Below are 26,049 nucleotides of genomic sequence, written 5' to 3'. Positions count from 1 at the left end.
GCAGCTGTCATTTTCAATGACGATCGGTCTGTGGTCTGCAACGCTGCAACCACTGTCCGGTTTTCCGTGGTCACACCCTCCGCGGATGCTGCGCCAAATCTGCTGCGTCTAGTTCACCGGTTGCAGGGCTTGGTAAATTTCACTGACCAACAGTTGTCGCTTGCTTCTTGTTAGCTGGCGGTGTTCTTGGGCAAAGATCGCGACGGTCGTTTGATCTTTAGTGTGTCGCCGGATCCAGTTTCGGGCTGCTGTCGTGCCGCTACCGGCCCCACCGTGTTCCATCGAAACTAATTTGTCGTTTTCATACGAAACGTACCATCCGAATCCATAGTCAACCGATTCACCGTTGTCCAATGCGCCTGGTTGAAACAGCATGTCGTATCCAGCGGATGGCAGTAGGCGGTCGTCTTTCTCCCACATGGCTTGGTCCCACTTTGCGTAATCCAGAAGCGTTGTCTTCATGTTTCCCGATCCATTGAATCGAGTGCTATCGGTCGTGTCCGACATGTCAAGCACATCCAGGATCCGCTTCATTTGAAATGCATGAAATGGTTCGCCAGCGATGACTTCGATGATTCTGGCGAGCAGTACGTATCCCGAGTTTGTGTACTCGAAATTTTGGCCGGGAGGATGACGCAGTTTCGTGGTTGCCAACCACTCCGCATGTGTCTTGTTGGTCAGGAAATCTAGGCCAAACTTCGTCTTGAACTCGGCAATGGAAGCCTTTTCTTTGCTGTTGATAAAGTTTGGCAGGCCGCTTGTGTGCCACAGTAGATCTTGCACCAGCAGTTCCCTGCCGTCGATCGGGATGTGTACATCGGGAAGATAGTGTGAAACCTTGCCTTTCAATTCGAGTTTGCCTTCTTCGATCAACATGGCGGCGCACATTGCTGCGAATTGTTTGGTGACCGACGCCATGCTTAATGGTGATTGGGATGTCAGATGCGTTCCCTTGACGAATCCATAGCCTTTTTGGTGGATGATTTTGCCGTCTCGCGTGACAAGAACGGCAATGCCTCCCGACGAGTCGAGCGGGACATGTTTTCTGACAACGCGACTGACTTCCGGGGCCTCGACGGCGTGTTGGTCGATCGACGGGGCTAACCAGTCCACGGACAAAGCAATCAGGTGCTCAATTCCAGGCGTCAATTCAGGGTGCGGCGAAAAACAGAAAACTCGTCCGGTTCCATATCTCGCTCGGACGATCGCCGATGTTCCTTTCATCACGCCACGCGGTGCTTTCTTCTTTGCAATTTCGGAGTCGAAAACTCCCAAGCTTTCGTAGTTCGGGACTTCTTCATCGTCCCATTCGGGGCGGCCCAGCAAAGGTCCCTGCGCGTACTGAATCTCGATTTGGTCATCGTTATGACCAAGCAGGAGTGAGCCGGTTGGCGACAGCTTTACGTTGACGTTTCCCGTGCCGCGCGCCCAGTGAAAGCGATCTACGCACTTGGCATCAATCAAGCTGAGCGACCACGTGTAGTCGTTCGTTGCGAGGTAGGCTCCACCGCAAACCCCGAGGAATCCGCCACCGTTTTGTACAAACGTTTTGACAGCAGTTCGTCCTTCTTGGCCCAGAGCCTTTCCTTGTTTGCTGCCGCTACCGCCGGGGTGTACCAGTACGTCGAATTCGGAAAGTTTGCCGGCCCGTATTTGTTCCCCCGAGATTCGGTTGATCGAGCACTTTCTCTTGGACGTTGTCTCGAGTGCTGAGATGAGGTTGTTGGCACTTTTGCCAACGCCTTCGTCTTCAAAGACACCGATGCGAATGGGGGTTTCTGCGCAAGCCAGCGGGCCCAAGGCAAGCAGAGCGAACGTGGTAATGTTTCGGATCGTCGTGGCAAACCAAGTCGTCGATGGCTTCATCTCGTTCCTCTGATCGATTCCGGACAATTGATGAGTGTTGGGAGCGTTCTTCACAGAATGCTGTCTTGCAACCTTATTGCCAAAGCGAGCAGTCGGTCGCGAGGTTCCATTGTCGATCTTAACAAGACAAGCAACTTGCTCCGCCATTGACACCGCCATTTGCTCCGCCAGCAGCAACGCTCCCTCCAGGCCAGCATAGTCCAACAGGCATTGTCGCTGAGCGTCGGCGGCGATTGCGAGCGTTCTGGGGCGACAAATGAATACAAAAAAAGCCGCGGACTCTGCGGGCAGAGTTCGCGGCTAATTTTACGGAAGAAAGGATTAATCGACTCAGTCGACTCAGTCGACTTTCGCTTTCTTTTTCAGCTGCCGCAGTCGTTTCGGGCCGCCTTGATTGATGTCGATGACGAACTTTGCCAAATCCAGAAATCCTTGGCGATCGCCACATAGATTTGCTAGGCCGGCGGGCATCGTCGATTGCTTCATCTCTTTGACGGCTTCGACATCGTCTTGCGAAATCGTTCTCGGCTTTCCGGCGTCGGTTGCGATACTGATCGTGATCTCGTCATCGGTTTCTTCGACCAGATATCCCGAATACACGCCGCTGTCTGTCAGCACGTTGACCGAAACATAACCCTTGAGAATCGACTGGGAAGGTTTCAGGATCGATTCGACCAAGAACTCCGGCGTGGTTTGATCACGCGGCTTGGTCAGCTCGGGGCCCATCTGGTAAGCATTGCTGACGTCGTGGCAGCTGGCGCAAGCCGTTTTCTTGCCATAGAACAGCTTGGCGCCACGCAGTGCGTCACCATCGCTGAGTGCGGCTTTGGCCAAGTCGGCGATGGGTTCCGCTAGCAGGCTCTCTTCCAGTTCCGTGTTCATCGTGTCAGTGATCATTTCCGGCCGACTGCCTTCGGGGAACGGATGCATTTCGACCAGTTCTGCGGGACTGTAGAACTTCTTGCGTCCCTTCGTTTCCTGGCGGATACGTTTGACATCCTCGGGCGAAATGGCGTCGGCGTCATTGCCCCAGCTGTTGCGAACATAAGTCAGAGCGGCAGCGACTTCGGCATCGCTGAAGAAGTTTCCGATGGCAGTCATCGGCGGTACGCCTTCGGTCGGCTCGAAAATTTCGCCTCGCACTCGCATCTTACCCCAGATTCCGTGCAGTGTCAGTTTGATCAGACGATCCTTGTCGCCATTGACCCATTCACTGCCGACCAACGGAGGATAAATCCGGATGATTCCTTCGCCGTGATCGCGGTGGCAGGTGTAGCAAGAACCTTCTTCGTAAAAGACTCGTTCGCCAAGGGCGTACGCGCGCTTGAAATTTTTGTCCCTAAACTTCGGCGACTTCGTTCGGAAGTCCTTGGGTTTCGCTGCTCCTTCCAATTTGCTTGCCAGCAGTTTTTCGTGATCAACTGTCAAGTCATCCGGTCCGAACGTGCCATTGGACATCAGAGCGTCCACGTTCGGTTTCAGAAGAAGCATCGAACTGTTGAGCCCGTTGCGAATCCACTTGTCGGTTTTCTGCGTGGCGACCGTCAGGAGGACTTTGGCAGCGGCGTCTCCACCAAGCCATGATGCCGCGGAGAGCGACTCCAATCGGACACGTGGGTGTTCATCTGTGGCCGCCTTCATCAGGTAGGTTTCGGGATGGTCCAAGATGTGAAGGCTGTGCCGAATCACTCGCACTGCAGCCGCTCGGACGCGGTGGTCTTTGGACGCCATGCAGCGATTGATCAAGTCCACCGAAGGAGCCTGCTGTCCCCAGGTCGCCCAAAGAGCTTCTAGGATCAGTCGCTCGTTGTCAGCGTTTGCATCAGCAAATCGATGGGCAGCAGCAAGCACTTCGGTCTTGTCGCGGCCACGCAATTCTCTGTGCGACCGTTTGCGTGCGTTGATCTCGGGCAGTTTCATATTCTCAAAGAGCATGTCCAAGCTTTCGCCGTCAATTTTTGGAGGGTCAACCAAAGGTCGCGAAGGATACGTGATTCGGTAGATCCGTCCGTACTGCGAATTACGTAGCGGGTCGCGAGCACTGTGCTGCATGTGGCCAATCAGTGTGTTGTGCCAATCGACAAAATATAGGCTTCCGTCCGGCGCGACTTCCAAATCACAAGGGCGGAAGTTTCCGTCGGTCGACTGAATCAAGTCTTGTCGCCATTTGCCCTTCAGCTCTGGACCATCTTCGAGCGTCTGCAGCTGTTTGATGCCAAGAAAGCCGATTGAGTTTGCGTAGATGTAGTCTCCCTGAACTTCGTCAGGAAAGTGGCTCGAAACCAGAAACTCGGCGCCTGATGTGGGGCGAGCATGGTGTTCGTAGTTGAACTTCGAAACCATCGGGACTTCTTTGCCGTGCGGGATCTTGAAGGAGTAACCCAGCATCCACAGATTTACACCGCCTGATGCATCATTGACGATGGTTTGGCCGTACTCGTCGTGTGCAACGCCCCAAGGGTTGGAGACGTCGGTCTGCATCACTCGTTCGACTTTCCAAGATCGAGGGTCGAATCGCCACGTGCCTCCGTCAGTCATTCGTTCCGGACCCCAAGGTGTTTCGACTTGCGAGTGCAAGAAACGGCCTTCGCACATAAACACTCCGCCGCCGTGGTCCATGTCGAACGCCGAAATCGCGTGGTGCGTATCGTGCGGGTCAAACCCGTCCAACAAGTATTCGGTTTGGTCGGCTTGATCATCGCCGTCGGTGTCTTTGAGCAGCATCAAGAAAGGTTCTTGTGACAGGTAGACTCCCTCGGGGGCCAATTCAAATCCGATTGGCATGTGCAATCCTTGTGCAAAGACCGTTTCCTTGTCGGCACGTCCGTCACCGTCCGTGTCTTCGTAGATCAAGATCATGTCGTTGGGTTTGGGGTCGCCCGGCTTGTAGTGCGGGTAGCTGGGCAAGGTCGAAACCCAAAGTCGCCCTTTGTTGTCAAAACGCATCTGCGCGGGGTTGCCCAAGTTGGGAAACTGCTGCTCCGATGCGAAGAGCGAAACCTTGTAGCCGTCGGGAAGCGTGAACTTTTCGTTGACTTCTTTTTCGGTCGTTAAGAAATCTGTCGAGCCATTCTTCTCGCTGATCGTGTAGTTCGTTTCCACAGGCGACAGCGAACGGGTGACCGAATCGTCGACATTCAGGGTGGTGGAATTGCCTTGGGCAATGGCCCAGATGTTTCGGTCGCGGAGGACCGTCATTTGCCGGATCTTTTCGATCTCTTGCGGATAGTTAAAGTTTCCGTAGGGTGCCCAGCGACGACCGTACGCGTGGACGCCATTGAGCATGCGGTAGTCATTCCGCCAGAACCACGCTTTGTCGGCGATGGCTTGGCGGATCAAACTGTTTTCGTCCGCAGCATCGACGCCTGTTCCGAACAAAGCCTGCATCAGCACGGGAGCGAGTTTTTTGTATCCTTGGGACGAAAGGTGAACTCCATTGATCGTCAGCGAATCGTTTGTTTCACCGAACCACTGTTTGGTCGGTGTGAACAAGTCGATGAAGCCGACGTGTTTTTCGTTGGCGATTTCACCGATCGCTTCCGCGTAGACTTGAAGGACAGCGTTTCGTTGTTGCGCGTCGGGCAGAAAAAACTCTGCGTGCTGCTGCATGGCGATGGGCGTCGCAAGAATCAGCCGAGGAGCTTTTTTGTCGTCTCGCGTATAGGACTGCGAAACAGTGTGGTCGACAAAGGCGCGGAGTTCGTTCTTGAAATTATCGACACCTTCGAGTCCTTCAAAGGATTCGTTGAAACCAAAGAACGCGACGATCGTGCTGGCTTTGACAATCGTCAACCATTCGTCTGGCGCCGGATAATGTCCTTGCCCCAAGTGAGTCTGGAGTCCGGGATTGAATTTTTCGGCACCGGGAAACGCCCACGGTTCCTTGCGGCCTGCTTCGGGACGGAACCCGGGTGTGTGGCCTGGAAATCCCAAGTTGCGAAACGTCAACTCTTTGTCGCGAAAGGTTTGGTGCAGCGACGATTCAAAGTAGTTGTGGTGTTCCATCCGCTCGGCCAGCGAGTTGCCCAAGAAGACAATCGTTTCGCCTTGGCTTGGCTGGATCGGCAACGAAGTTGCTTCGGGCTTGCCTTCAACGGCAACCGGTTGCAGATATTCCGGACGCAGTTTGTCACGCTGCTGCGACTCTTCGTCCGTCAGGGTTGTGATTACTTCTGGACCAGCGTCTGCGTCAGCATCTTGCGCAAAGGCTTGCTGTGAGTACTGAAAGCACAGCGTGCTGCCAGCGGCAAAGAGCAGTAAACCAACCGTCGCGATGACTTTCTTCATTCGTCAGATATCTTTCAAAAGCAAGGTTTCGTGCGCGTGGCCTTCGTTGGCCGCACACCTAATCATATTCAAACGTTTTGTCGCCGCCACGCGGCAGCAAATGATTCGGGAAAAGCAGGATTAACAGTCTACTGGACACCGTGGCAAATGGGAGAAGGGCCCAGCAAGAGCAACGAAAAAGGTTCGGCGGCGGGACGCAGTGACGCAGGAGAGCGAGATGCTGTTTTGATCCAGCGAGCTTTGTGCGAGGAAGTCGTCGCGATTCGTCACATTTTGCGTCACAGTCCGCACAAAATGAGTTGCCTTGGCCGGGCGTTTCTGCCGGTTGGGGGCGGTTGGTTGGGCCGTGGACGTAGAAATGCATCCGGCGTGCCGTCACTTCTGGAATATCTTCCGTTGCTTCTGGAATGCTGGGCAGCACGATATGCTGTCACCATGAATAGTGATGTCACAAACATTCTGAACGCCATCGACGAGGGTGACCCGTTGGCGGCTAGCCAGCTGTTGCCAATTGTTTACGAAGAACTACGCCGAATGGCGGCCGGCAAAATGGCCCATGAAAAATCGGGTCATACGCTTCAGCCCACCGCTTTGGTGCACGAAGCGTTTATGCGTCTGGTGGGTGGCGAACGCCCGCAATCGTGGGATGGTCGAGGACATTTCTTTGCGGCAGCGGCCGAATCGATGCGACGCATCTTGATCGAAAGTGCTCGGCGACGGAACGCTCAAAAACGTGGCGGGAATTTGGTGCGTTGTGAACTGATGGAAGATGACGCCGTCACCGATAGCACGGACGACGAGTCGTTGCTGTCATTGGACCAGGCGCTGACAAAATTGGAAACCGAAGACACCAAATTGGCCAAGTTGGTCGAACTGCGATACTTCACGGGGATGACGATCGACGAAACCGCGGAAGTCCTGGGTGTGTCACCTCGCACGGTCAAGCGAAACTGGAGCTATGCCAGGGCTTGGCTTCGGCGGGAAATGGACGGTGAAGAATCGTCTTCGTGAAATTATCCGTCCCTTTGCAAAAAGGGTGGCCCAATTCGGGTTTGGCGGCGCATAAGCAATGCAGAGGCGTGTTCTGCATCCTTCAGCCAATCTGCAAAGGAAACGATGAGTCATCCAAACCCCAAGACCGTTTTTTTAGAAGCGCTCGATCTGGAGACTCCGCAGCAGCGTGACGCTTACTTGTCATCGGCGTGCGGTGATGACGCCCAATTGCGGGCCAGCGTCGAGTCGTTGTTGGCAGCCCATGAACGCCCCGAGAACCTGCTCGACGGAGTTCCTTCTGGTGGTCATTTCGATCCTACACATGTCGCTGATAAGGTCACGCCCACTCAGCACATCGGCATGACGATTGATGCGTATCGGCTGATGGAGCAAATTGGCGAAGGTGGGTTTGGATTGGTGTTTGTTGCTCAACAGCAAAAACCCGTCAAACGCAAAGTTGCTTTGAAAATCATCAAACCTGGAACGGGGTCGCAAGAGGTTCTTGCGCGGTTCGATGCAGAACGCCAAGCCGTTGCGATGATGGATCATCCCAATATTGCACAGGTTTTCGATGCGGGCGTGACCGAAGACGCGCGCCCGTATTTTGTGATGGAACTGGTGCGTGGTGAGCCGATCACGGTGTTTTGTGACCGGCATCATTTGTCGGTCCGAGAACGCTTGCGTTTGTTTCAAGACGTCTGCGCGGCGACTCATCACGCGCATCAAAAAGGCGTTGTCCACCGGGACCTGAAGCCTTCCAATGTGATGGTCACGTTGCACGATGACAAACCCGTTGTGAAAGTAATCGATTTTGGGGTGGCCAAAGCGATGGGCCAGAATCTGACCGATGAAACGATCTACACGCGGTTTTACTCGATGATCGGGACCCCGCTGTATATGAGCCCCGAGCAGGCTGCGATGAGCGGTTTGGATGTCGATACTCGCAGCGACATTTATTCCTTGGGAGTGTTGCTGTACGAATTGCTAACAGGCACGACTCCATTTGATCGCAAGCGACTTGATTCGGCTGGCTACGACGAGATGCGGCGCATCATTCGCGACGAAGAACCGCCTAAGCCGAGCACTCGTTTGACGACCATCCAGACCGTCGGGTCGCAAACCGTGGAGGAGGTTCGTTCGGCGAGTTCGTGCGATCTAAAAGACGCTGGCAAACGGGAGTCGATTCCCAGTGATTTGGACTGGATCGTGATGAAAGCGATGGAAAAAGATCGCACACGGCGTTACGAATCCGCTGCGGCAATGAGCGCTGACGTCAGACGTTTTTTGTCGGAGGAGCCGATCGAAGCCCGTCCTCCATCGCGAAGTTATCGTTTGCGAAAATTTGCTGGTCGCAACCGTGTCGCCTTGTTGACGGGGTCGCTGGTGGCAGCGGCTCTGATCGTTGGATCCGTCGCCAGTTTGTATCAGGCATCGATCGCGATTTCCGAACGCAACGAGAAAGAAATAGCGCTGCGCGATGCGATCGAAGCACGCGAAGAAGTCGAAAGTTTTGCGGAGCGACTCAAAACCGCCAATGTCTTACTGGGCGATGCTCGGACGCATGAAGACGCCGAACAGTACGCCGACGCCGACTTGGCGTACAGCGAAGCGGTGACGTTGGTGCCGAACTATTACTTGGTGTGGGTGCAACGGGCAGCCCTGCGTGGACGACTGCACTTGTGGGAAGAAGCGGCTGACGATTTTGCTGCGGCGATGAGGTTGGAGGCGCCAATCGATAGCCGCGAGTGGGAAGGGGCTGCCGCGATTTTTCGTCTCACGCGGCGGGATCAAGACTACGACGCCATGTATCAGCGATTTATGACGTCTGCCAGCGAAGAGACGTTGCCGCTGAGCTTGAATTCGATTCGTTCGTGTTTGATCGCTCCCGCTGCCGCGGACACGAAACGGCTGGCAGCCGATATGGAAACGATCATCAAGCGAGCCAGTGGGCCTCGGAGGGATTTTCGAGGCGGCCAGGATGGCCGCGGTGAATTTGGGCCAGGTGAATTTGGGCCAAGCGAATTTGGGCCTGGTGAATTTCGGCCAGAAGAGTTTGGTCCCAGAGATCGTGGTCCGGGAGATCATGGACCGGGAGATCATGGACCGGGAGATCGTGGACCGGGAGATCGTGGACCGGGAGATCGTGGACCGGGAGGAGGGCGAGGTCTTTCGCGGCAGAATCATGCTCCGCGTAGCGTCATGGAGTATGTAGCTGGCTGGGCCAACCTTCGTGACGGCCAGAATCGCAAAGCCCTGGACTATCTAGAATCTGCTTCACAGTCGCGAGGGCCCGGTGGATCCATGGTGTATTCGCTGCAGGCGATCGCGTTTCATCAGATGGGAGATAAGGCTCAGGCTCTAGCAGCACTCGCGCGAGCCGATGAAGTGTTGGAGGCCGCGACCGTTGAAGCGGTTCAGTCGCTGGACATGCAGCGACCTTGGATTGATTTTGTGGAAATGGTGTTGCTGCATCGCGAAGCAAGTCGGGTCGTATTGGACAAAGAAGTCGGAATTGACGAGCGCATTGAAAAAGCCGTGAAGGAAACGCGGGACTTGCTCGCACTCTAGCCTTGGCTTCCATCTCGGGGCGTCGTGTCGGTGACAATCGAAATTGGGGCTTGCCGCTTTGGATGACGCCACGATGGGATCGCCCACGTGATACGCGAGTGGAAATTAAAGTTTTTAGAAAATGGCGCGGTTTTTTGGCCCGAGTTTGTTTGTCGCTGCGCATGACACATTGAACCAGCGAAAGAAGTCTGGAACACGAAACTTCGCACGAGAAACTGCTTTGAAATTTCGGCCTCAATACGAACTGATTTTCGTTCTAGAATCGCGTCTGGCTGCCGCGCTGATGGATTCAGCCTCAAAGCATTTTGCAGCCGGTTCGACCGAGCAGATGATCTGCGATCACTACTATGAATCGCCGCAACGCAAAAAGCGGCTTCGCGCAAAGTCGCCGTCTCGTCAATACCGAGTTCGCCAGATTGATTCTGCCCCAAATGTTCCGGCACCCTACGCCTCACTAGAGGCCCTTCGCTTGGAACGGGGCATGCGATTGCTTCGCCAAAGCAATGTGCCATCGCACGAATTGTCCAAGCTGAAATCCGCTGCTGTCGACAAGTCTTGGGCAGGCAAATGGTTTCACAAAAAACTACTCAAGCACAGCCTGTTGCCTTCACTAGAAATTCAGTTTGATCAAACCTCTTGGGAGGCGGATTCATTTGATGGAACCCTGCGGTTGTCGGTTAGCCGCAACATTCAGGCTGCTCCCTTCCAATCGGCGTCGTCTTCACGAGTCCGGATTGCGGCAAATATCGTACGGATGCAATTTTCGGTGTCGTTGCCGTCTGTTTTAAAATCGCTGATCTACGAATTCGCGTTGCTGCCAGACCAGTCAACCGCTTTGTTGGATCTTGCAAGAGCGGAAGTAGCTAGCGTCGTGGACGATGAAGCGACTGCGAATTCGTTCCAGGCCAAGGAGACGCACGCGTTTCGAGTTAACGAAATCCAGGACTTCCACCAAGAGGCCGCGACATGCCCACTTGGTTAACCGATATCAGTGCGACGGAATTGATGGGCACACCCGGTGACAGCGACGCATTGCAGATGGCGATGCGATTGGGAACCGCGTTTCTTTGCGGGTCCGCTATCGCAATCATCTACTGGGGTGTTCGGCCGCGTGAGCACTTCATGCCGACGTTCCCAGCGACGTTGGTCCTGCTGGCAATTCTCTGCGCGATGCTGCCTTTGGTCATCGGCCAGAATGTGGCGTGGGCATTTGGGTTGGTCGGCGCCCTGTCGATTGTTCGCTTTCGTACGGTTGTCGACGACACTCACGACATCACCTTTGTTATCTTTGCGGTGCTGGTCGGGATGGCGGTTGGCGCGGACCAGTTGACCGTGGCCGTCGTCGGAATCGCGGTCACGGGAACCGCTGCGTTTATCGTGCGGCCTCGCTATCCAAGTGGACCAAATTTGGGCAATAACGCGAAGTTGCAAATACGACTTGGAGTGGGCCGGGATCCTGATGTTGTGTTTCAGGACGTGTTTGCCAAGTCGCTCAGTAAGGTTGATTTTTTCTCAGGCGCGACCAGCAAGCAAGGGGCTTCGCTAGACCTGATCTACCGAGTCAGTCTTGCCGCCAACGCGTCTCCGACCGAGCTGATCAACCAATTGAATCTAATCGAAGGAGTGCAAAGTGTTGAACTTCGACGAGGAAGATGATGAATCCAAAACCATTAGTGCTAAATCTCTACCTGATAGGAAACGGAACATGAAAAGACGAACGATTGCACTCGTGATGATCATCTCGATGGGGAGTGTGCTAGGCGGTATCGTCTATTCACAACCGCCTGGTTTGTTTGGTGGCGGTCGTGGTGGGCCGGGCGGACCTGGTGGTCCAGGAGGTCCGAATCGCGAAGAACTGAAATTGGTCAAGGACCACGATACGGATGCGAACGGCTGGCTCGATCGCAGCGAACGCTTGGCGGCTCGCAAAGCGGCTGAGGCGCAAGCTCAGTCGCGCGGTGGACGAAGAGGACCCGGTGGCCCAGGGGGAGGACCGCGTCGAGGCGGACGCGGACCGGGGGGCCCAGGTGGTCTTGGCGGAGATACGCAGCCGGGAACTCCGGGGCCAACGGTTGCACCCGAGAGTGTTGCGGTCTACGCCGACAAGCCGCTTTACGATACCAGCACTCTGCGAACAATCTTTCTGGAATTTGAGAACAAAGAATGGGAGCAAGAGCTAGAAGTCTTCAAGGAAACCGACGTGGATGTGGCGGCGCAAATGACCGTCGATGGAAAAGTTTATCCCAATGTGGGCGTAAGTTTTCGCGGTGCGTCGTCCTACGGACATGTCTCTCGCGGCAGCAAGCGGTCTTTCAATGTTTCGTTGGACATGGCCAATGACGACCAGCGGATCGATGGCTACAAGACGCTCAATTTGCTCAACAGTCATGGCGATCCGTCGATGATGAGCACGGTTGTTTATTCGCATATCGCTAACCAGTACATCCCGACGCCTAAAGCGAACTTCGTACACGTCGTCGTCAACGGAGAAAGCTGGGGGCTCTACGACAGTGTGCAGCAATTTGACAAAAAGTTCCTCGCCGAAAATTTCGATGGGTCCAAGGGAACGCGTTGGAAGGTCAGCGGAAGCCCCAACGGTGATGGTGGGCTTCGCTATCTAGGTGACGATGTAGCCGAGTACGAAGCTCGTTTTGAAATGAAATCCAACGATGGCAAGAAAGCTTGGAAGCGGCTCATCGAGCTTTGCAAGACGCTCAACGAAACTCCTTTGGAGCAACTCGAGTCAGCGCTCGACCCGATCTTGGATGTTGATGGTGCCTTGAAGTTTTTGGCCTTGGATGTTGTCCTAGCCAACAGCGACGGCTATTGGACGCGAGCGAGCGACTACAACTTGTTTCAAGATAGTGAAGGCAAGTTTCACTTGATCCCACACGACATGAATGAAGCGTTTGCTTTAGCGAATCATGGCGGCGGCCCGGGAGGACCAGGTGGCGGTCCCGGTAGACGAGGCGGTGGACCCGGTGGCGATCGACGCGGAGGATTTGGCGGCTTCGGTTCTGGTCCGCCATCACCTGGCGCCGATGATCGACGATCCGAGGCGGGGCCGCGCGAAGATCGTGGTCCTCGCGACGGTGGGCGGCCTGACGGTGGTCCCCGTGATGTTAGAGCACCGGCCGACTTTGGCTCAGATGGACAGCGAGGTGCTGGTCCGAGAGGTGGAGGCCCAGGCGGTGGCCCTGGTGGTGGTGGCCCTCGGCATGGCGGCGTCGATTTAGATCCGTTGGTCGGGCTGGACAGCGACCGGATGCCGTTGCGAAGTCGGTTGCTGGCCGTTCCTCAGCTACGCGAGCGTTACATGCAGTACGTCGATCAAATCGCCAAGGAATCTCTGGCGTGGCAAAAACTTGGTCCGGTCGTCGACAGTTATCGTGACTTGATCGATCCGTTGGTCAAAGCAGACACTCGAAAGCTAAGCTCGTACGAAGCATTTGTTGCCGCGACGAGTTCGGACCTGAGCGAATCCAAAGACCAAATGTCGCTTCACAAGTTCGCGGTCGAAAGAAGCAAGTATCTGCTGGAAAAAAAGTAGCGATCGATGCTGCAAATCTTGCGTTTGGCAGTCAATGGCCGGTCCATTGACTGCCTGCGGATGCGGGGCGTTCTGTTTCTGCAAGTGGAATTTGGACGCTGAAGCATGGCTCCCCGGCAGGCAAAGCTGGGTGAAAGATTAGGGCGAGCCGCTCTGTAGTCTCGTCGTCGAAAGCCTGGGGAACATGCGACTGATGCGTTTCTGCGAAAAAATCGCCGACGCTCGTGACATTCTCTGTTGGGATTCTCCCTTATGTAATAACCGGCCTTTTGATTGCCGGGATTGCTTTTCCGGCTTCCACTGAAAAGGACGATACGATGAATCGAATCCCCGTATTTATGCTAGCGATCGCGTTGACCGCGACCGTTGGTATCGACCAGTCACAAGCTCAATGTTCGCGAAGTCGAGGCGCGTCAAGCGGATCGCCTCCGTCGCAGTATTCCAGCCAGCTGGCCCAGACGACTCCCTCGTCGCTGCCTTACGCCAACCTGGCGACGCTACAAATGCAGCAGCGATACAGTCAGATCCGGCAGCAGCAATTGCAGGAATACGCCCTTCAGCAAAGTGAACGAAAACAAGCGATCCACGCGACTCGATTGGCTCGCGCCGAAGCCAAGCGTGCCAAGCTCTCGGAGCGAATCGCATCTCGCAAGGCACAGCAATCCAGGACAACGGACTACTCGGGTGTAATGCTGGCGTCGCGGAACAGTTCCTCGGAGCGTCCAGCCGATCCAGACAAACAACTGGAGTTCTGAATCTCGATATCGCTCTTTGCTCCGAAGACAGCATCTGTCTTCGGGCTCAACTAGCGTCGTTCGTTTTTTACTTCTCTTTGCCTTGTCAGCTTCATCATCACTCGGCGGCCAATCTATGTTTCAGCTTTTTTCGCGGCGTAAAACACAGTCTCATCGGATCCGCACCAAACGCCGAAAACTGGCTGCGGAGCCTCTGGAACACCGCCGCGTTCTGGCCGCAAGTCTGGGCTGGGATGGCCCTGGTTTGGGCAGTGCTGAATTGACATACCACGTTGCAAACTCGCCCAGTTCACTTTCACAAGCCGAGACCAATGCGGCCATCGAAACAGCACTCGCGGCTTGGTCCAGTGCCGCGGATATCACTTTTACACCGACCAATCAAAGCGGACTGCGCGATTCGATTGATATCTCGTTCACCAACATTGACGGAATCGGCGGCACGTTGGCGCAGGCGTATTTTCCCGATGACGTCAATCCTGCTCGCATTGCTGGCGACATCCAGTTTGACATCTCGGATGCTTGGGAAGTTGGCAATTCGATGGGCAATCAGGCATTTGATTTAGTCTACGTCGCCGTTCATGAAATTGGACACTCTCTAGGGCTGGATCATACCCAAGCGTCCAATAGCGTTCTCGCTCCCTTTGTCTCAGCCGGCCGATCATTTAGCAGTTTGGATGCCGGTGATGTTGCTGGTATCCAGGAACTCTACGCAGCGGTCGATGGTCAGTCCACGGTTGGCATTCCCGCTGACGAGCCATCGTCCGATGAGTCACCCATCGATGAATCGCCTGCGAATGATAATGCAGACGATACCAATGCGAGCGACAGCGACGACAATCCATTCCCACGCTGGCGTTGGCGTCGCGGTGGAAATTGGCGCCGCTGGGGAGGCCGTCTAGACGGCGCAACGCCTCAGTTCAACTACGTCAGCCCGAGTGATGTCAATCGTGACGGTAGCACTACTCCTGCGGATGTGCTGATGGTCATCAACCAACTCAGTGATTCGGCGTTGGAACCGGAAAGTTTGGACGATGTTGATGTGGGAGCTCTCGGCTTCGACGGTCTGTGTGATGCCAATGGCGATGGTTCGATCACGCCCGCCGACGCGTTAACCGTTATCAATGTCCTAGCTGACGATGCAGCACCATCCAGTCTTGATGTTGCGAATGTTGATTCCAGTTCCGTTGAAAATACGGATTTAGACATGGATGACGGCGACTCAGAACTTCCGGTTAGCGAAACCGACGAAGCCGCGGATACTGAGGAGGACTCAGTCGCTTTGGATGACACCGAAGCAGCCATCGACGATGGCGGGCTGGTCGATGATTCGGCGGATCCTGAAGACAATGTCGATGATCACGATCGACATCATCGCAACCGACGCGGCCATTCGGTTCTGTCTGGCAGGAGCGCCGAGACGCTGGTCACGCGATTCGATACCAATGAAGATGGAGCGTTGTCCGAAGACGAAGTGCCAGAGCGACTGTGGGCTAAGTTTGCTGACAGTGAGATCGACGCCGATGGTGACGGATTGATATCGCTGACGGAAATCGAAATGCTTGCGACCGCGGCACGTCAAGAATCGTTTGACAACAAGGATGCCGACGGTGACGGATTTATCGTCGAATCGGAAGTGAGTGCAAGGGCTTGGTCAAAGATCTCTGCGGCTGATGTGGACGACGACGAAGCAGTGTCTTTTGACGAATTAGAATCGTTCAAGGCACAACAGCAGGCAGATGAAAGCGAATCCGTTCTGGCCGAACGCGTCCGCCGTTCACACGATCGCCGTCGAAGTTTTCGTTGAATCAAAGCTCTCGCCGAACAACCTGGATAAGTAAACGACAACGGGACGTGAAGACTGCGCACGCAGACTGTTTAGGGGCCCGCCGTCTAGCAAGTGCTGTTCAGGCAATTGTCGAAGCCTAGGGAGATGATTCGATGACTTGATGGCTGACGTTGGGATTGTTGACTTTGGTTCGAGCAACGTCGACCAATCGAATCGAAATTCCATCGGCCGATTTTCGGTCGTCGCGAATCAGGCAGCCGCTAAATTGGCTGTCGACCACCTCTTGCAATAGCAGCCCCACCTGGCCGTAGTCCAGGATGCTCAGCCCATTGGCATTGATTCGCTGGCATTGGCGAAACACCATTGCGGCTTCGTGATGGACGATTCCATTTAACTGGTTGCCGCTGAGTGTGCAGTCTTTGCAATTGGTAAAGATCACGCCTCGTTTCGCTTCGCGGCCATCGCCGTAGTGGTAACGCGGATTTCGATCAAAACTATTCCCGGTCATCACAATGCTCTGGCAGTTTTTAGCGACGAGATTGCGCTGGTAGCCTTTCCAGATCGTGTTGCCACTGATGGTTGCGCCGCGAACATTTTTCAGTTCGATATTGACTTGCACGTCCGAAAGCACGTTGCTGGCGATGGTGACATGACCATGCCGTGTTTCGTCGGTAAACGGACGTTTGGTCGACTCTCCATTGATGCGGATGTTCGCCGAATGTTTGGCATCATGCGAATGCTGGATGGTACAGCCGACAATGGCGATTTCTGCTACTGACGAATTCGTTGAATCCAAGTCAACATTGGCGCTCGGTGGTGCATCGGGGCCACCCATGTTGCCTTCAATGTCGCAAGTGCCGATGTGCAAATTACGGATTTCGCTGTTGCGCGCGACGACACCTCCGCCATCGTTGTAGCTGATGTGGCAATTGGTCAGATTGATTTGGTGCAAGTTCAGTCGATCCATGAAAACGCCAATCCCATGATTGTCGTAAAGATGGCATTCCGAAATGATCACGTTGCGGTTGCGATCGGTGAGATGAATGCCGTGGCGTGCATCACGCACGACAACGCGCGTAATGGTCAACTGCATAGTGCCGCTAGCCGAAATGCCATCTGCCAACGGGTGCTTGCCGACGATTTCGATTCCGTCAACCATTGGGGAGCTTTCGCGGTTCCAGACGTCAGGGCGAATGGTATGAGGCGCGGCCGTGCCATCGTGTGATCCAACGAATCGAAATGCCGGCCCCGCTCCCTCCATGCGAAAGCGGGCGACGCCACTACCCGAGATGGCAGTCCGTTCGACTTTGGATAAGTCGATGGTGATCGTTTTTGAAATGCGATAGGTGCCTTTACCGAACCGGAGTTCACTCACGCCAGCGTCCACGGCAGCCTGGATCGCTGCGGTGTCGTCCGTCATTCCGTCACCGACGATTTTGTATTTCTCTTGCATCGAAGGCTGCTGCCCGCAAAGAAACTGAGGGCAAGAAATTGCGAGTAAGAGGCAGACGATCAGAGGGAAGGTTCGCATGTTGATGACTGATTGAGGTTTGTTCGATGTAGGGAGCAGAAATGCCGTGATTTGCTCGTTTGTCTAGCTTAACAGAGAGGGCCGCCGGCTCGCCCGTTGATCGGTGCTTCAATCTGCGGCGTGTCAATCTGCGGTGTGGGAAACCCCGCTTGTGAAACCGAAGTGGTCTTCACCTGGTTCACCCCAGAAGGGTACATGAACAAATTGTCTTTCGCCGATCTGCAATGTTTTCTGGAGTTGCCCGATGGCTACTTTCGCAAAAGTCTTGAAGTATCTGAGTGTTCACGCGCAGACGTCGTTGCTGCTGCGGTTAAGCGTGTTTTTGTTGTCGCTTGGCTTGCTGAGCCGAACGCCGGCGCGTGGTGACGAAGGGGTGGCCGAAGCGACCACTGCGGCAACCGAGATTGCAACGCAGAAATTGGAGGCTGCCAAAGGCACGGTGGTACGAGCTTTCAACGGCGATACCGAAGCGATGTTGGCATTGTTCACGCAGTACTTGCTGCCGGTGGTCATCGCCGCGCTGGTCATTTTTGTGGGTTACTTGGTTGCCGGATTCGTCGGCGACAAGGCCAGCCGGTTTGTTTCCAAACAGGTCGACAAGACACTGGGACGATTTGCAGGGAAGGCCGTCAAGACGCTGATCTTTTTGTTTGTGTTGATGGGCGTGTTTGGCTATTTCGGGTTTTCGTTTACCAGCGTCGCCGCGATTCTTGCTGCCGCCAGTTTTGCTGTGGGCATGGCATTGGCCGGGACGCTCGGCAACTTTGCGGCTGGGATCATGTTGCTGATTTTTCGTCCTTTCAAAGTCGGCGACTACGTCGTGATGGCTGGAACCGAAGGAACTGTCGAAGAGATTGACCTGTTCACCACTCAGTTGGACACACGAGACAATCGCCGGCTAATTGTTCCTAACGGCGAAGTCTATGGGACAACCATTGAAAACGTGACTCACAATCGATACCGCCGTGTCGACGTGGATGTTGGCTGCGATTACGAAGCTTGTTTGGATACCACACGTGCAACGCTAGAAGCGGCGATCGCAAACATTCCGATGGCGGTCAGCGACCCGCCGCCGCAAGCCTACTTGGACGAGTTGGGCGATTCATCAGTGAACTGGCAAGTCCGCGTATGGTGCCGTCCGGCGAATTACTGGGCTGTCCGTCAAGATCTTACCGCGGCGACCAAGAAGGCTTTGGATTCGGCTGGAATCGCGATTCCCTATCCGCAGCTTGACATTCATTTGACACAAGAAGACGAAGCCGCAGTGACGCGGCCAAGGCGACGTGACGCGCCAATCCTCCAGGCCAACATCGCGCGACATTTGCAGACTCGGCGTTCCGCTTGACGCCGGCAGAAGACCGTTCCTGGTCGGCGGCTCTTCCGAAGTGTTGAATGCGGCTAGGAACTTGACGTGCTGGCATAGCTTTCTACAGAACCACGCCGGATTCGCCGCTACTTCCGATTGCTTGGGCGACGGGACCGTCGGTGCATTCCGCCTGCTGCGACAAAGAATAACAGCAGGGCGCTGCTGGGTTCGGGAACGGCAGTCACCGAAATTGACAAACGGTAAATGGACTGCCCATCTGCGGCGGTTAGCATTTCGATTTCGCTGAGGTAGGGAGTCAGCAGCGTCGAATAATTGTGGTAAAAGTCTCCTGCTGAGGCACTCTTTCCTGACGGCACGCTGATTCCAAAATGAGTTCCCAGGACGGCAAGTTGGCCGTCGATTGCGATCAACGCCGGATTGCCCGAATCGCCACCGATCAATCCCGCCTCGTCAATGCCCAACGTGTCACCGCCCGTTCCATTGGAGCCTCCGTTGGCGGCCGTATCGAACGTGTAGTAGATGTTGGTAGTGGGGGAAGTGCCTGCTGCACCAAAGCCGACTTCTTCGACATCGCGAATAACGTTCATGCCTGCGCGGTGCGTCAAACTCTCGTCGGCATTGACGCTGGGATTGGAGATGAGAAAAAACTCTTCTCCAACCAGTAGGTTCGTGCTACCGGAATAAATTGCGAATGGGTTCACCAAGTCGGATTCGGGAATGGGCGCTGACAACGTGAAGAGCCGGATGTCACTGGGGTCACTAGTGCCGTCGGCACGCGTGGTCGTCAACTGTGTCGACGATGAACTTGTATAGGAGCGAATGACTCCGTCGCTCCCACGAAATCGAGGCGTCGTTGTCGACGCATGATTGGCTGAGATGTAATGTTGCGGCGTGATCAGAATGGCTCGGCTGGTTCCCCCAATGGGATCAACGCCGCCAGTTGTTCCGTCGCCGGGAGTCCCTAGGCTGATGCCAGAGAGATCAAATCCCGCCATGATGAAATCATTATTTACCGACCCATCGGACAAGAAACGGTCATGACGCGAAGGTGTGTAATTCGCGAAAACAGCCGCGAGGGCGTTGGTCGACGCAGTGCACGAAATCAACCCTACGATCAAAAAACGAATCGCGAAGTCTGACGGCTTTGGCGTGGGACGCGACATGGCTTTTCATAGGGTTGATATCAACGAATCGTCAAACGCCGATTATAGCTCAAATGTTCTGATCACGAAATCTAATTCGGTGTCACCGCAAAGTTGCTTTTCGGCATACGTCGGCGATGGATTCCTTGGTCGACAGATGATGGGTGGGGATATTGCACGCGATTAAGGGGCCGGCGATTGACGAATAGTCATTGATGTCATGGGTGTTAATGATGACCGCGACGGCACGACCGCGACGTGAAAGGCTGACAATCGAGGCAATCGTTTCGGGGGTGGCCTGTTGCAAAATAATCAGCACGGTGGTTTCGGCGGACAGTCGCGATTCGCTTTCGACCAACAGTTCAGACAGTTTCAGGGCATCGGTACGTTCTAATCTCGCGAGCGTGCGAATCATCTGTTTTAGATGGACAGGTCCTCGCCCGGATTCGATCAATACAGGTCGTCGACGGTCGCTTTCGCTGAGCATTTCGACCGCTGCTGTGGCTTCGCCTCGCACTCGATGGTCGCCGACCCATCCTTCGGTGCGAATGCGATCAGCCGCATCGCGTCCGTTGCTTGCCAAGGCAAAGGGTTCGCCGGATTCGTGAAGCCAGGCCGCGATGGAGGCGGCAGCAGTGATCGCGACGTCACTACGAAACGGTTCGTTATGCTGCGGGTTGGTCGATTCGTGTAAATCCAAAACCAAAGTGGCGCCCGCGATCGACGAGGGTTCGTAGATTTTGCTGTGGAGGGTTCCTGTTCGTGCGGTTGCCGCCCAGTGAACGCTACGCATCGGATCACCAGGCTGCCAGCGTCGAATGCCACGCAGTCGCGTCGGGTCGTCCATCACGTTGTCACGCATGCGGATTTCGCCAATGGGGCGACGCGATCCAATCTCGTAAGCGCCGAGTTGCCGGATTTCGGGCAAAACCGTGACGTATTGCGGATCCGAACCAACGCGATATCGGCGATAAAAACCCATTAGGTCGCCTGTCTCTAAAACGGTGGGCCCGATCTGAAAGTATCCGCGGCGGTTACAGCGGATCTGATACTCCAAGTCTTTGGTTTCACCGGGCCATAGCAGGAGCACCTTGATGCGGTCGCCTTCGACGGCCAAGGTCGGTGGATCAAACTGCACAGCCCAACGGGGTAAAAGATCTTCGACCAAGATCCAAAATATAGGGATGCGACTGGTGTTGGTGACTTGCAGTTTGACATCCAGCAGCGAACCGACTTTGATTTCGCTGGGGATGTTTTGCCGCGAAGCAACTGTCGACTGTGCCCACGTCGCCGAGACGAATTTGTTGACTAACAGAACGCCGCCGGCACTGATTGCCGCCAGAATCCAAAGCGAAGCACCGAACAGCATCCCGCATAGCAAAAGTGCACAGATGCCAGCGAAGATAGCGAAGCTCGGGCTCGGCTCGTTGCTGGTTGTGTCGGACATGCGTCGTTTTGCGAGCTACTTTGCTTCGATGGTTGGGACAGCGATATCGCCGATGATTTCGTCGACAACGGATTCCGTTGTGACTTGACGAAGACGGCTTTCAGGACGCAGGATTAATCGGTGATTTAGCACGGGGCTGATGATTTTTTTGACATCGTCTGGTTGCACAAAACCACGACCACGAATGGCCGCCATGGCTTGCGAACACCTGAACAAGGCAATCGTTGCGCGAGGACTACCGCCGAGAGCCAAGTCTTCATGGGATCGCGTCTGGCTGATGATTTGCAAAATGTACTGCCGGACTCGTGGATCGACGTGGACCTTGCGTATCTCGGTTTGCGATTCCAGCAGCTCTTTTGCCGATGCGACCGATTGGAGCGAGTCGACGGGATGGCCAAACTGCAGCAGGTCCAGCATCCGCATTTCTTCTTCCATCGACGGGTAGCCCAGGTTGAACCGCATCAGGAAGCGATCCAGTTGAGCTTCGGGCAACGGAAACGTGCCTTCGTGATCGACGGGGTTTTGAGTTGCGATGACTAGAAACGGTTTTTCCAGCGTGTGTGTCGTGCCGTCGACTGTTACGCGACCTTCCGCCATCGCTTCCAGCAACGAAGCTTGGGTCCGCGGCGTGGCGCGGTTGATTTCATCGGCCAACAAAACTTGCGTAAAAACGGGGCCGGGTCGAAATTCAAACTCGGAAGTCTTTTGATTAAAAATCGACGTTCCCGTCACATCCGTGGGCAGCAAATCTGGCGTGCACTGCACACGTTTAAATTTGCAACCGAGGCTTTTGGCCATCGCCCGTGCCAGCATGGTTTTCGCGACGCCAGGCACGTCTTCCAATAGAATGTGCCCGCCGCTGAGCCACGCGACCATGGAAAGGACGAGCTGTTTTCGCTTGCCCACAATCGCGTGCTCGACGTTGCCGATGATTCGCTTGGTCAGTTCTCCCACAACCGCCGGGCTCGCAGAATTGGCAGGCGGGCGTGAACCAGGTTGGGAAGCGGCTGTTTTAGGTGAAGCCGTAGGAGGTTTCGGTTCGGATGGACTCATGTGCTGTCGCCGCAGTAACCCGTTGCGTCGCCGCAGTGGTTACCATCGAAAAGGGGCGTCTGGGGACTGTTGAGAGAAAAACGTCGTGAAAAGTCATGGCACTGATCGTCATTTGAAAATCGCACCGCGCAAAAGCAGCTGCCACAAAGAATTGCGGCACCGAAATTGCAATGACTATCATAGTCGTTTAGGCTCTGCCGCGTTGGCAGGGCTTTTGAGCCTGACAGGCCGTCTTGCTTCTTACCTATTTTTCGGTCCCGATCGTGACACCGCGTTTGTTGATCACCGACGATGACAATGCTTTTCGCAACGTGTTGTGCGAAGGCCTGCAGCGTCGTGGGTTTGATGTTCAACAGGCATGCGACGGCGAAGAAGCGATTGAAGTGCTCAGGCAAGGCGAGATCCACTTGGCTTTGGTGGACTACCAGATGCCGCGTGCAACGGGACTGGACGTCATGCAGCACGTTCACACCAGTTCGCCGCATCTGCCTTGCGTGCTGCTGACGGCTCAGTTGGATGATTCGCTTCGCCAAGCCGCGATGAATCTGAATGCGTACAGCGTGCTGAGCAAGCCCGTGAAGCTGATGGAGATTTCACAAGTCATCGCCGACGCGCTTCGCGACGCATGGGGTTGGAATCCCACGGTGTGATTTGCGGGCGGTCTATGGGCGGCTTACCAGCGACCAGTCGCGCGGTCCGCAGCCACAATACGGCGAGCTTCGTTGCTGATGCCGTAGGCCAAGTTCGGGTGGTTCAGTTCCAGAAACAAAGTGTATTTTTGATGCACGTCTTCGGTGCGTACGACGGGAGCATGGGTGATCCGCAGAAAGTTGACTGGCTGTCCGTTCCAACGCTTCATGTAGACGCCAGCTTCGATCGCCGGTGCATGTTGCAGTTCATAATGTTGGGTTAGCGTCGAAACCAATTTTTGCGGATTGCCAGTGAACCCGTGAAGTGAGATCCTTTGCGTTTTACCGGATCGATCAAAGTAGTACGTCATCGTTCCCGCCAAATCCGTTGCCTCGGTACCGGTCACGACGGGGACTCGCAGTCCTTGCAAACTCATGTCGGCCAGAACAGTGCTGACACGTGAAAAGTGTGCGATGACTTTTTCCGGAGTCGCATCGAACCGTAGTACCTTGCGAAGATCATCGACGCGGCTTCCAACCAGTGATGGCATCGGCGCGTTCTCTGGAATGCCGCCCAGTTTGCGAACGAGTTGTTCGTCGTACGAAAACCGCTCTGGTTGGCTGAGTCGCAGTTTTTCGACTTCGTAGTGCGAGTGGTTCGCATAGGTCGCGTCGACCGGATTTGATGAATTCCATCCCGTCGTGGAGTATCCGCCATAGGCTTGGTCCGGGCCCTGGTCGGGCCGACTTTCACTGCGCACCAAGTTGGTTGCTTTGGTCACCAAGGAGCGACCAAAGTCTGTTTCCGACGCGATGTACGGAGTAACTGCGGCGACGCCAAGCAAGAAGATAAGTCGGATGGGTGTCAACATTTGGATATCGATTGCGGGGAGGAACGCGATCTGTTTTACGAACTCAAGGGGCGGGGGACTTGAGACCGCTTCATGATCAATTATCGACGCAAGCAAAGAATCGCAACAGGATTTCGCATCCAAACCCATCGGTGGATAAGACCGTTTCTGAAGCTAACATCCTTTTGGCAGTTAAAAGCTGTGCGGTTGCTAGGACCGGTAGGTTCCGCACAATAGGTGCGACGTTGTCAAAGCAACTTTGTCGTTGCGTGTCGTTTCTGCCTCAATCGAAATTCTTACCACGGGTACCTTCGCGTTTGCCTGATCCATTAAACGAAACGTCGCGTCTTCGTTGCGAAGAAATCATCACGTCACTTGCGTCGCAAGACATCAGTGTTGCCCAGACACGGCACATCAATGAAGAGCTTGGCGTCGATTTGGCATCGCTAGTGCTTTCGTCTGCCATGCTGCAATCAAAGGCAATCGCAAAGCTGGGAGAGGGGCGGTGGTGGATCACTGACAAGTCGCTTCAGCAAGCAACTCCCTGGCAAGTCGCACGCCTGAAGGCAAGTTGGTTTGGCGCTGGCGATGTTTATGATTTGTGCTGTGGAATCGGTGGGGATGCTGTTCACTTGGCAAAAGATCACTCCGTTGTCGCTGTCGATGCCAGCGACGCTGTTTGTCTGATGGTCAAGGAGAATCTGCGCAATCATGTCGGTGGCGGTGCGGTCGTTATAAACGGTGATGTGCTGGAGCAGTCGATTCCGGGCGAATCGTTGATTCATGTGGACCCTGATCGGCGCGCGGATGACCGCCGCAGTGTTGATCCCAATCAGTATTCGCCCGCTTGGAATGATGTCGCGAAACTGGTTGGTAGAGTGCGTGGCGGTGCAGTGAAGCTTGCTCCTGCAGCCGAAGCGATGCCGGTCCAGCGAGACGATGTGCACCGCGTCTGGATTTCGCTTGCCGGCACGGTCCGTGAACAATGTCTGCTCTTTGGTGAAACCGTCGCAGTTTTTAGGTCACGTGCGATGGCGACCGATTCGCTTAGTGATGTGTCTGCGGTTGTGGTTCGTCGCGACGGTGCATCGTCTGTTTTTTGTCCGAAATTACCGCTGCGTAACGTCGATCCGATTGTGTCTGTCAAAGAACCAGTAGATTGGATGGTTGATCCTGACGCGGCCATTCGCAGCGCCGGTCTGACGGAAGCGTTCGCAGCCGAGTTCGGCTTGAGTGCTCTTGGTGGCCCCGAAGGCTTTCTGACGGGGCAAGCAAAATGCGATGGTGTAGGTGTCGACGACGCGAATGCTATTGAGCGATTTGCGATTTGCGAGAGGGTCGTTTGGCAAGGTTCCTGCGACGATCGCAAGCTTCGAAAGGAGTTGCGAGCCAGGGATCTTTACCCCAAGCGGATCAAGACTCGCGGCGTCAGTTTCGATCCCAACCAAATGGAAAAGAAGCTCCGTCAGAGTGGCGATCAACCGTGTTCGCTTTGGCTGGGACGCAACGGCAAACGCCACTACGCTGCGATGACCGTCGGTGCATCATGCAAACCGAAGTAACGCGATCGCCAGCGTTGAAAGAAGGATGATGGCGACTAGCATCATGGCCGCGGTCGCAGACCAGTTCCAATGCCACTTTCGCATTGAATCTGAATCACCGGCATTCGGGGAGCCGTTTCTAGTGTCAACCCAAGTTGGTGCATAGGGATTGTCGGTGGTACTGAGGTGCTGTCCCTGCGCATCACTGGGGGCCGTGATTGGTTCTTCGGTTTGCTCGTTTGGATCACGCGAGCCGGCGATCGAGACGCTGTCCAATCCCTCGCGTTTCTTGGAACAATTCCAACACAGATCGAAGCTGGCGTCGTTGTTTTCGTCACACCGAACACAGCACCAGTTCGATAGTTCGTTGCGTAGGCGGTAGTCTTCTTCAAGTATCTCAGTCGCACGTTGGAAATCTTCCGGGGCAACTTCTAAGCGAACCGCTGCAAACGCAGGACCCATGTTGCCGAACATTGATGCTACTTCGGCTCCGTTGATGACAGACAAAATGCCCGCTGCATCAAGCCGAGTTCGGATGATTTCGGCGGCCTGCGGATTGGAGAAAACCTGAAGTGTTTTGGTGGCAGTCAGCATTTTGATCGTTTTCTTTCCTCGGTTGTTGGCACGGAGTTGGAAAGCTTCAGCCACTGTCGCTTTCATCACCCTTCCGAGCCGATGCTCTATACTAATCGGGACTCCCTCTTTGACAGAATACGAAAGTCG

The 26,049-nt window shown here is 54.8% G+C and carries 18 protein-coding genes; 10 read left to right on the top strand and 8 right to left on the bottom strand.

Translation table 11 applies throughout. The features are described 5' to 3' along the window. Nucleotides 1–108: 108 nt before the first annotated feature. Nucleotides 109–2,070 carry a serine hydrolase gene (locus K239x_RS28890; RefSeq protein ID WP_419189260.1) on the bottom strand — a complete coding sequence of 654 codons (1,962 nt, stop codon included), beginning with the start codon at nucleotides 2,068–2,070 and terminating at the stop codon, nucleotides 109–111. Nucleotides 2,071–2,205: 135 nt separating this feature from the next. After that, entirely contained in the window at nucleotides 2,206–6,153 is a 3,948-nt protein-coding gene (locus K239x_RS21830; RefSeq protein ID WP_145420494.1) for a PVC-type heme-binding CxxCH protein, read from the bottom strand. A gap of 435 nt (nucleotides 6,154–6,588) precedes the next feature. Between K239x_RS21830 and K239x_RS21825 the strand changes: the two genes are divergently transcribed. The 7 genes from K239x_RS21825 (at nucleotide 6,589) to K239x_RS21790 (ending at nucleotide 15,823) form a co-directional block, all read left to right on the top strand. Continuing rightward, on the top strand, nucleotides 6,589–7,164 hold the full coding sequence (locus tag K239x_RS21825) for an ECF-type sigma factor (RefSeq protein WP_145422499.1): 576 nt from the start codon (nucleotides 6,589–6,591) through the stop codon (nucleotides 7,162–7,164). 105 nt (nucleotides 7,165–7,269) lie between these two features. After that, nucleotides 7,270–9,714: a serine/threonine-protein kinase gene (locus tag K239x_RS21820; protein WP_419189259.1), complete on the top strand. Its 2,445-nt coding sequence runs from the start codon at nucleotides 7,270–7,272 to the stop codon at nucleotides 9,712–9,714. Nucleotides 9,715–9,934: 220 nt separating this feature from the next. Then, nucleotides 9,935–10,696 carry a hypothetical protein gene (locus K239x_RS21810; protein WP_145420493.1) on the top strand — a complete coding sequence of 254 codons (762 nt, stop codon included), beginning with the start codon at nucleotides 9,935–9,937 and terminating at the stop codon, nucleotides 10,694–10,696. After that, the gene (locus K239x_RS21805) at nucleotides 10,681–11,370 is read left to right on the top strand and encodes a DUF4956 domain-containing protein (RefSeq protein WP_145420492.1); all 690 of its coding nucleotides are present in this window, start codon (nucleotides 10,681–10,683) and stop codon (nucleotides 11,368–11,370) included. The genes K239x_RS21810 and K239x_RS21805 overlap by 16 nt, the downstream gene beginning before the upstream one ends. Nucleotides 11,371–11,419: 49 nt before the next feature. Next, complete coding sequence (locus K239x_RS21800) at nucleotides 11,420–13,264, top strand: CotH kinase family protein (protein WP_145420491.1); 1,845 nt, start codon at nucleotides 11,420–11,422, stop codon at nucleotides 13,262–13,264. Between the two features lie 317 nt (nucleotides 13,265–13,581). Then, entirely contained in the window at nucleotides 13,582–14,019 is a 438-nt protein-coding gene (locus K239x_RS21795; protein WP_145420490.1) for a hypothetical protein, read from the top strand. A 115-nt stretch (nucleotides 14,020–14,134) separates the two neighbouring features. Then, the gene (locus K239x_RS21790) at nucleotides 14,135–15,823 is read left to right on the top strand and encodes a matrixin family metalloprotease (RefSeq protein WP_145420489.1); all 1,689 of its coding nucleotides are present in this window, start codon (nucleotides 14,135–14,137) and stop codon (nucleotides 15,821–15,823) included. A gap of 118 nt (nucleotides 15,824–15,941) precedes the next feature. Here the strand turns inward: K239x_RS21790 and K239x_RS21785 are convergent, their stop codons facing one another. Beyond that, nucleotides 15,942–17,336 (bottom strand): right-handed parallel beta-helix repeat-containing protein, encoded by a 1,395-nt coding sequence (locus K239x_RS21785; RefSeq protein ID WP_145420488.1) that lies wholly within the window; start codon nucleotides 17,334–17,336, stop codon nucleotides 15,942–15,944. Between the two features lie 244 nt (nucleotides 17,337–17,580). On the opposite strand from K239x_RS21785, the gene K239x_RS21780 reads away from it, so the two are divergent. Then, on the top strand, nucleotides 17,581–18,681 hold the full coding sequence (locus K239x_RS21780) for a mechanosensitive ion channel family protein (RefSeq protein ID WP_145420487.1): 1,101 nt from the start codon (nucleotides 17,581–17,583) through the stop codon (nucleotides 18,679–18,681). Between the two features lie 107 nt (nucleotides 18,682–18,788). Here K239x_RS21780 and K239x_RS21775 read toward each other — a convergent pair whose 3' ends face one another. The 3 genes from K239x_RS21775 to K239x_RS21765 form a co-directional block, all read right to left on the bottom strand. Continuing rightward, the gene (locus tag K239x_RS21775) at nucleotides 18,789–19,826 is read right to left on the bottom strand and encodes a PEP-CTERM sorting domain-containing protein (RefSeq protein WP_145420486.1); all 1,038 of its coding nucleotides are present in this window, start codon (nucleotides 19,824–19,826) and stop codon (nucleotides 18,789–18,791) included. Between the two features lie 82 nt (nucleotides 19,827–19,908). Continuing rightward, the gene (locus K239x_RS21770) at nucleotides 19,909–21,252 is read right to left on the bottom strand and encodes a DUF58 domain-containing protein (protein WP_145420485.1); all 1,344 of its coding nucleotides are present in this window, start codon (nucleotides 21,250–21,252) and stop codon (nucleotides 19,909–19,911) included. Between the two features lie 15 nt (nucleotides 21,253–21,267). Beyond that, a complete protein-coding gene (locus K239x_RS21765) occupies nucleotides 21,268–22,305 on the bottom strand; it encodes an AAA family ATPase (RefSeq protein ID WP_145420484.1) in 1,038 nt (345 codons plus the stop codon). Nucleotides 22,306–22,568: 263 nt separating this feature from the next. On the opposite strand from K239x_RS21765, the gene K239x_RS21760 reads away from it, so the two are divergent. Then, nucleotides 22,569–22,955 (top strand): response regulator, encoded by a 387-nt coding sequence (locus K239x_RS21760; RefSeq protein ID WP_419189258.1) that lies wholly within the window; start codon nucleotides 22,569–22,571, stop codon nucleotides 22,953–22,955. 23 nt (nucleotides 22,956–22,978) lie between these two features. On the opposite strand, the gene K239x_RS21755 is transcribed toward K239x_RS21760, so the two are convergent. Beyond that, on the bottom strand, nucleotides 22,979–23,806 hold the full coding sequence (locus tag K239x_RS21755) for a DUF6690 family protein (protein ID WP_145420483.1): 828 nt from the start codon (nucleotides 23,804–23,806) through the stop codon (nucleotides 22,979–22,981). Nucleotides 23,807–24,102: 296 nt separating this feature from the next. Between K239x_RS21755 and K239x_RS21750 the strand changes: the two genes are divergently transcribed. After that, entirely contained in the window at nucleotides 24,103–25,347 is a 1,245-nt protein-coding gene (locus K239x_RS21750) for a class I SAM-dependent methyltransferase (protein ID WP_145420482.1), read from the top strand. Here the strand turns inward: K239x_RS21750 and K239x_RS21745 are convergent. Then, nucleotides 25,330–25,986: a putative signal transducing protein gene (locus K239x_RS21745; protein ID WP_145420481.1), complete on the bottom strand. Its 657-nt coding sequence runs from the start codon at nucleotides 25,984–25,986 to the stop codon at nucleotides 25,330–25,332. The two genes, K239x_RS21750 and K239x_RS21745, sit on opposite strands and share 18 nt — an antisense overlap. Nucleotides 25,987–26,049 lie beyond the last annotated feature (63 nt).

Source organism: Stieleria marina, from assembly GCA_007741555.1.
GTDB lineage: Bacteria > Planctomycetota > Planctomycetia > Pirellulales > Pirellulaceae > K23-9.
The sequence above is the reverse complement of the archived record's forward strand: the minus strand, read 5'-3'. Positions and strand labels throughout refer to the sequence as shown.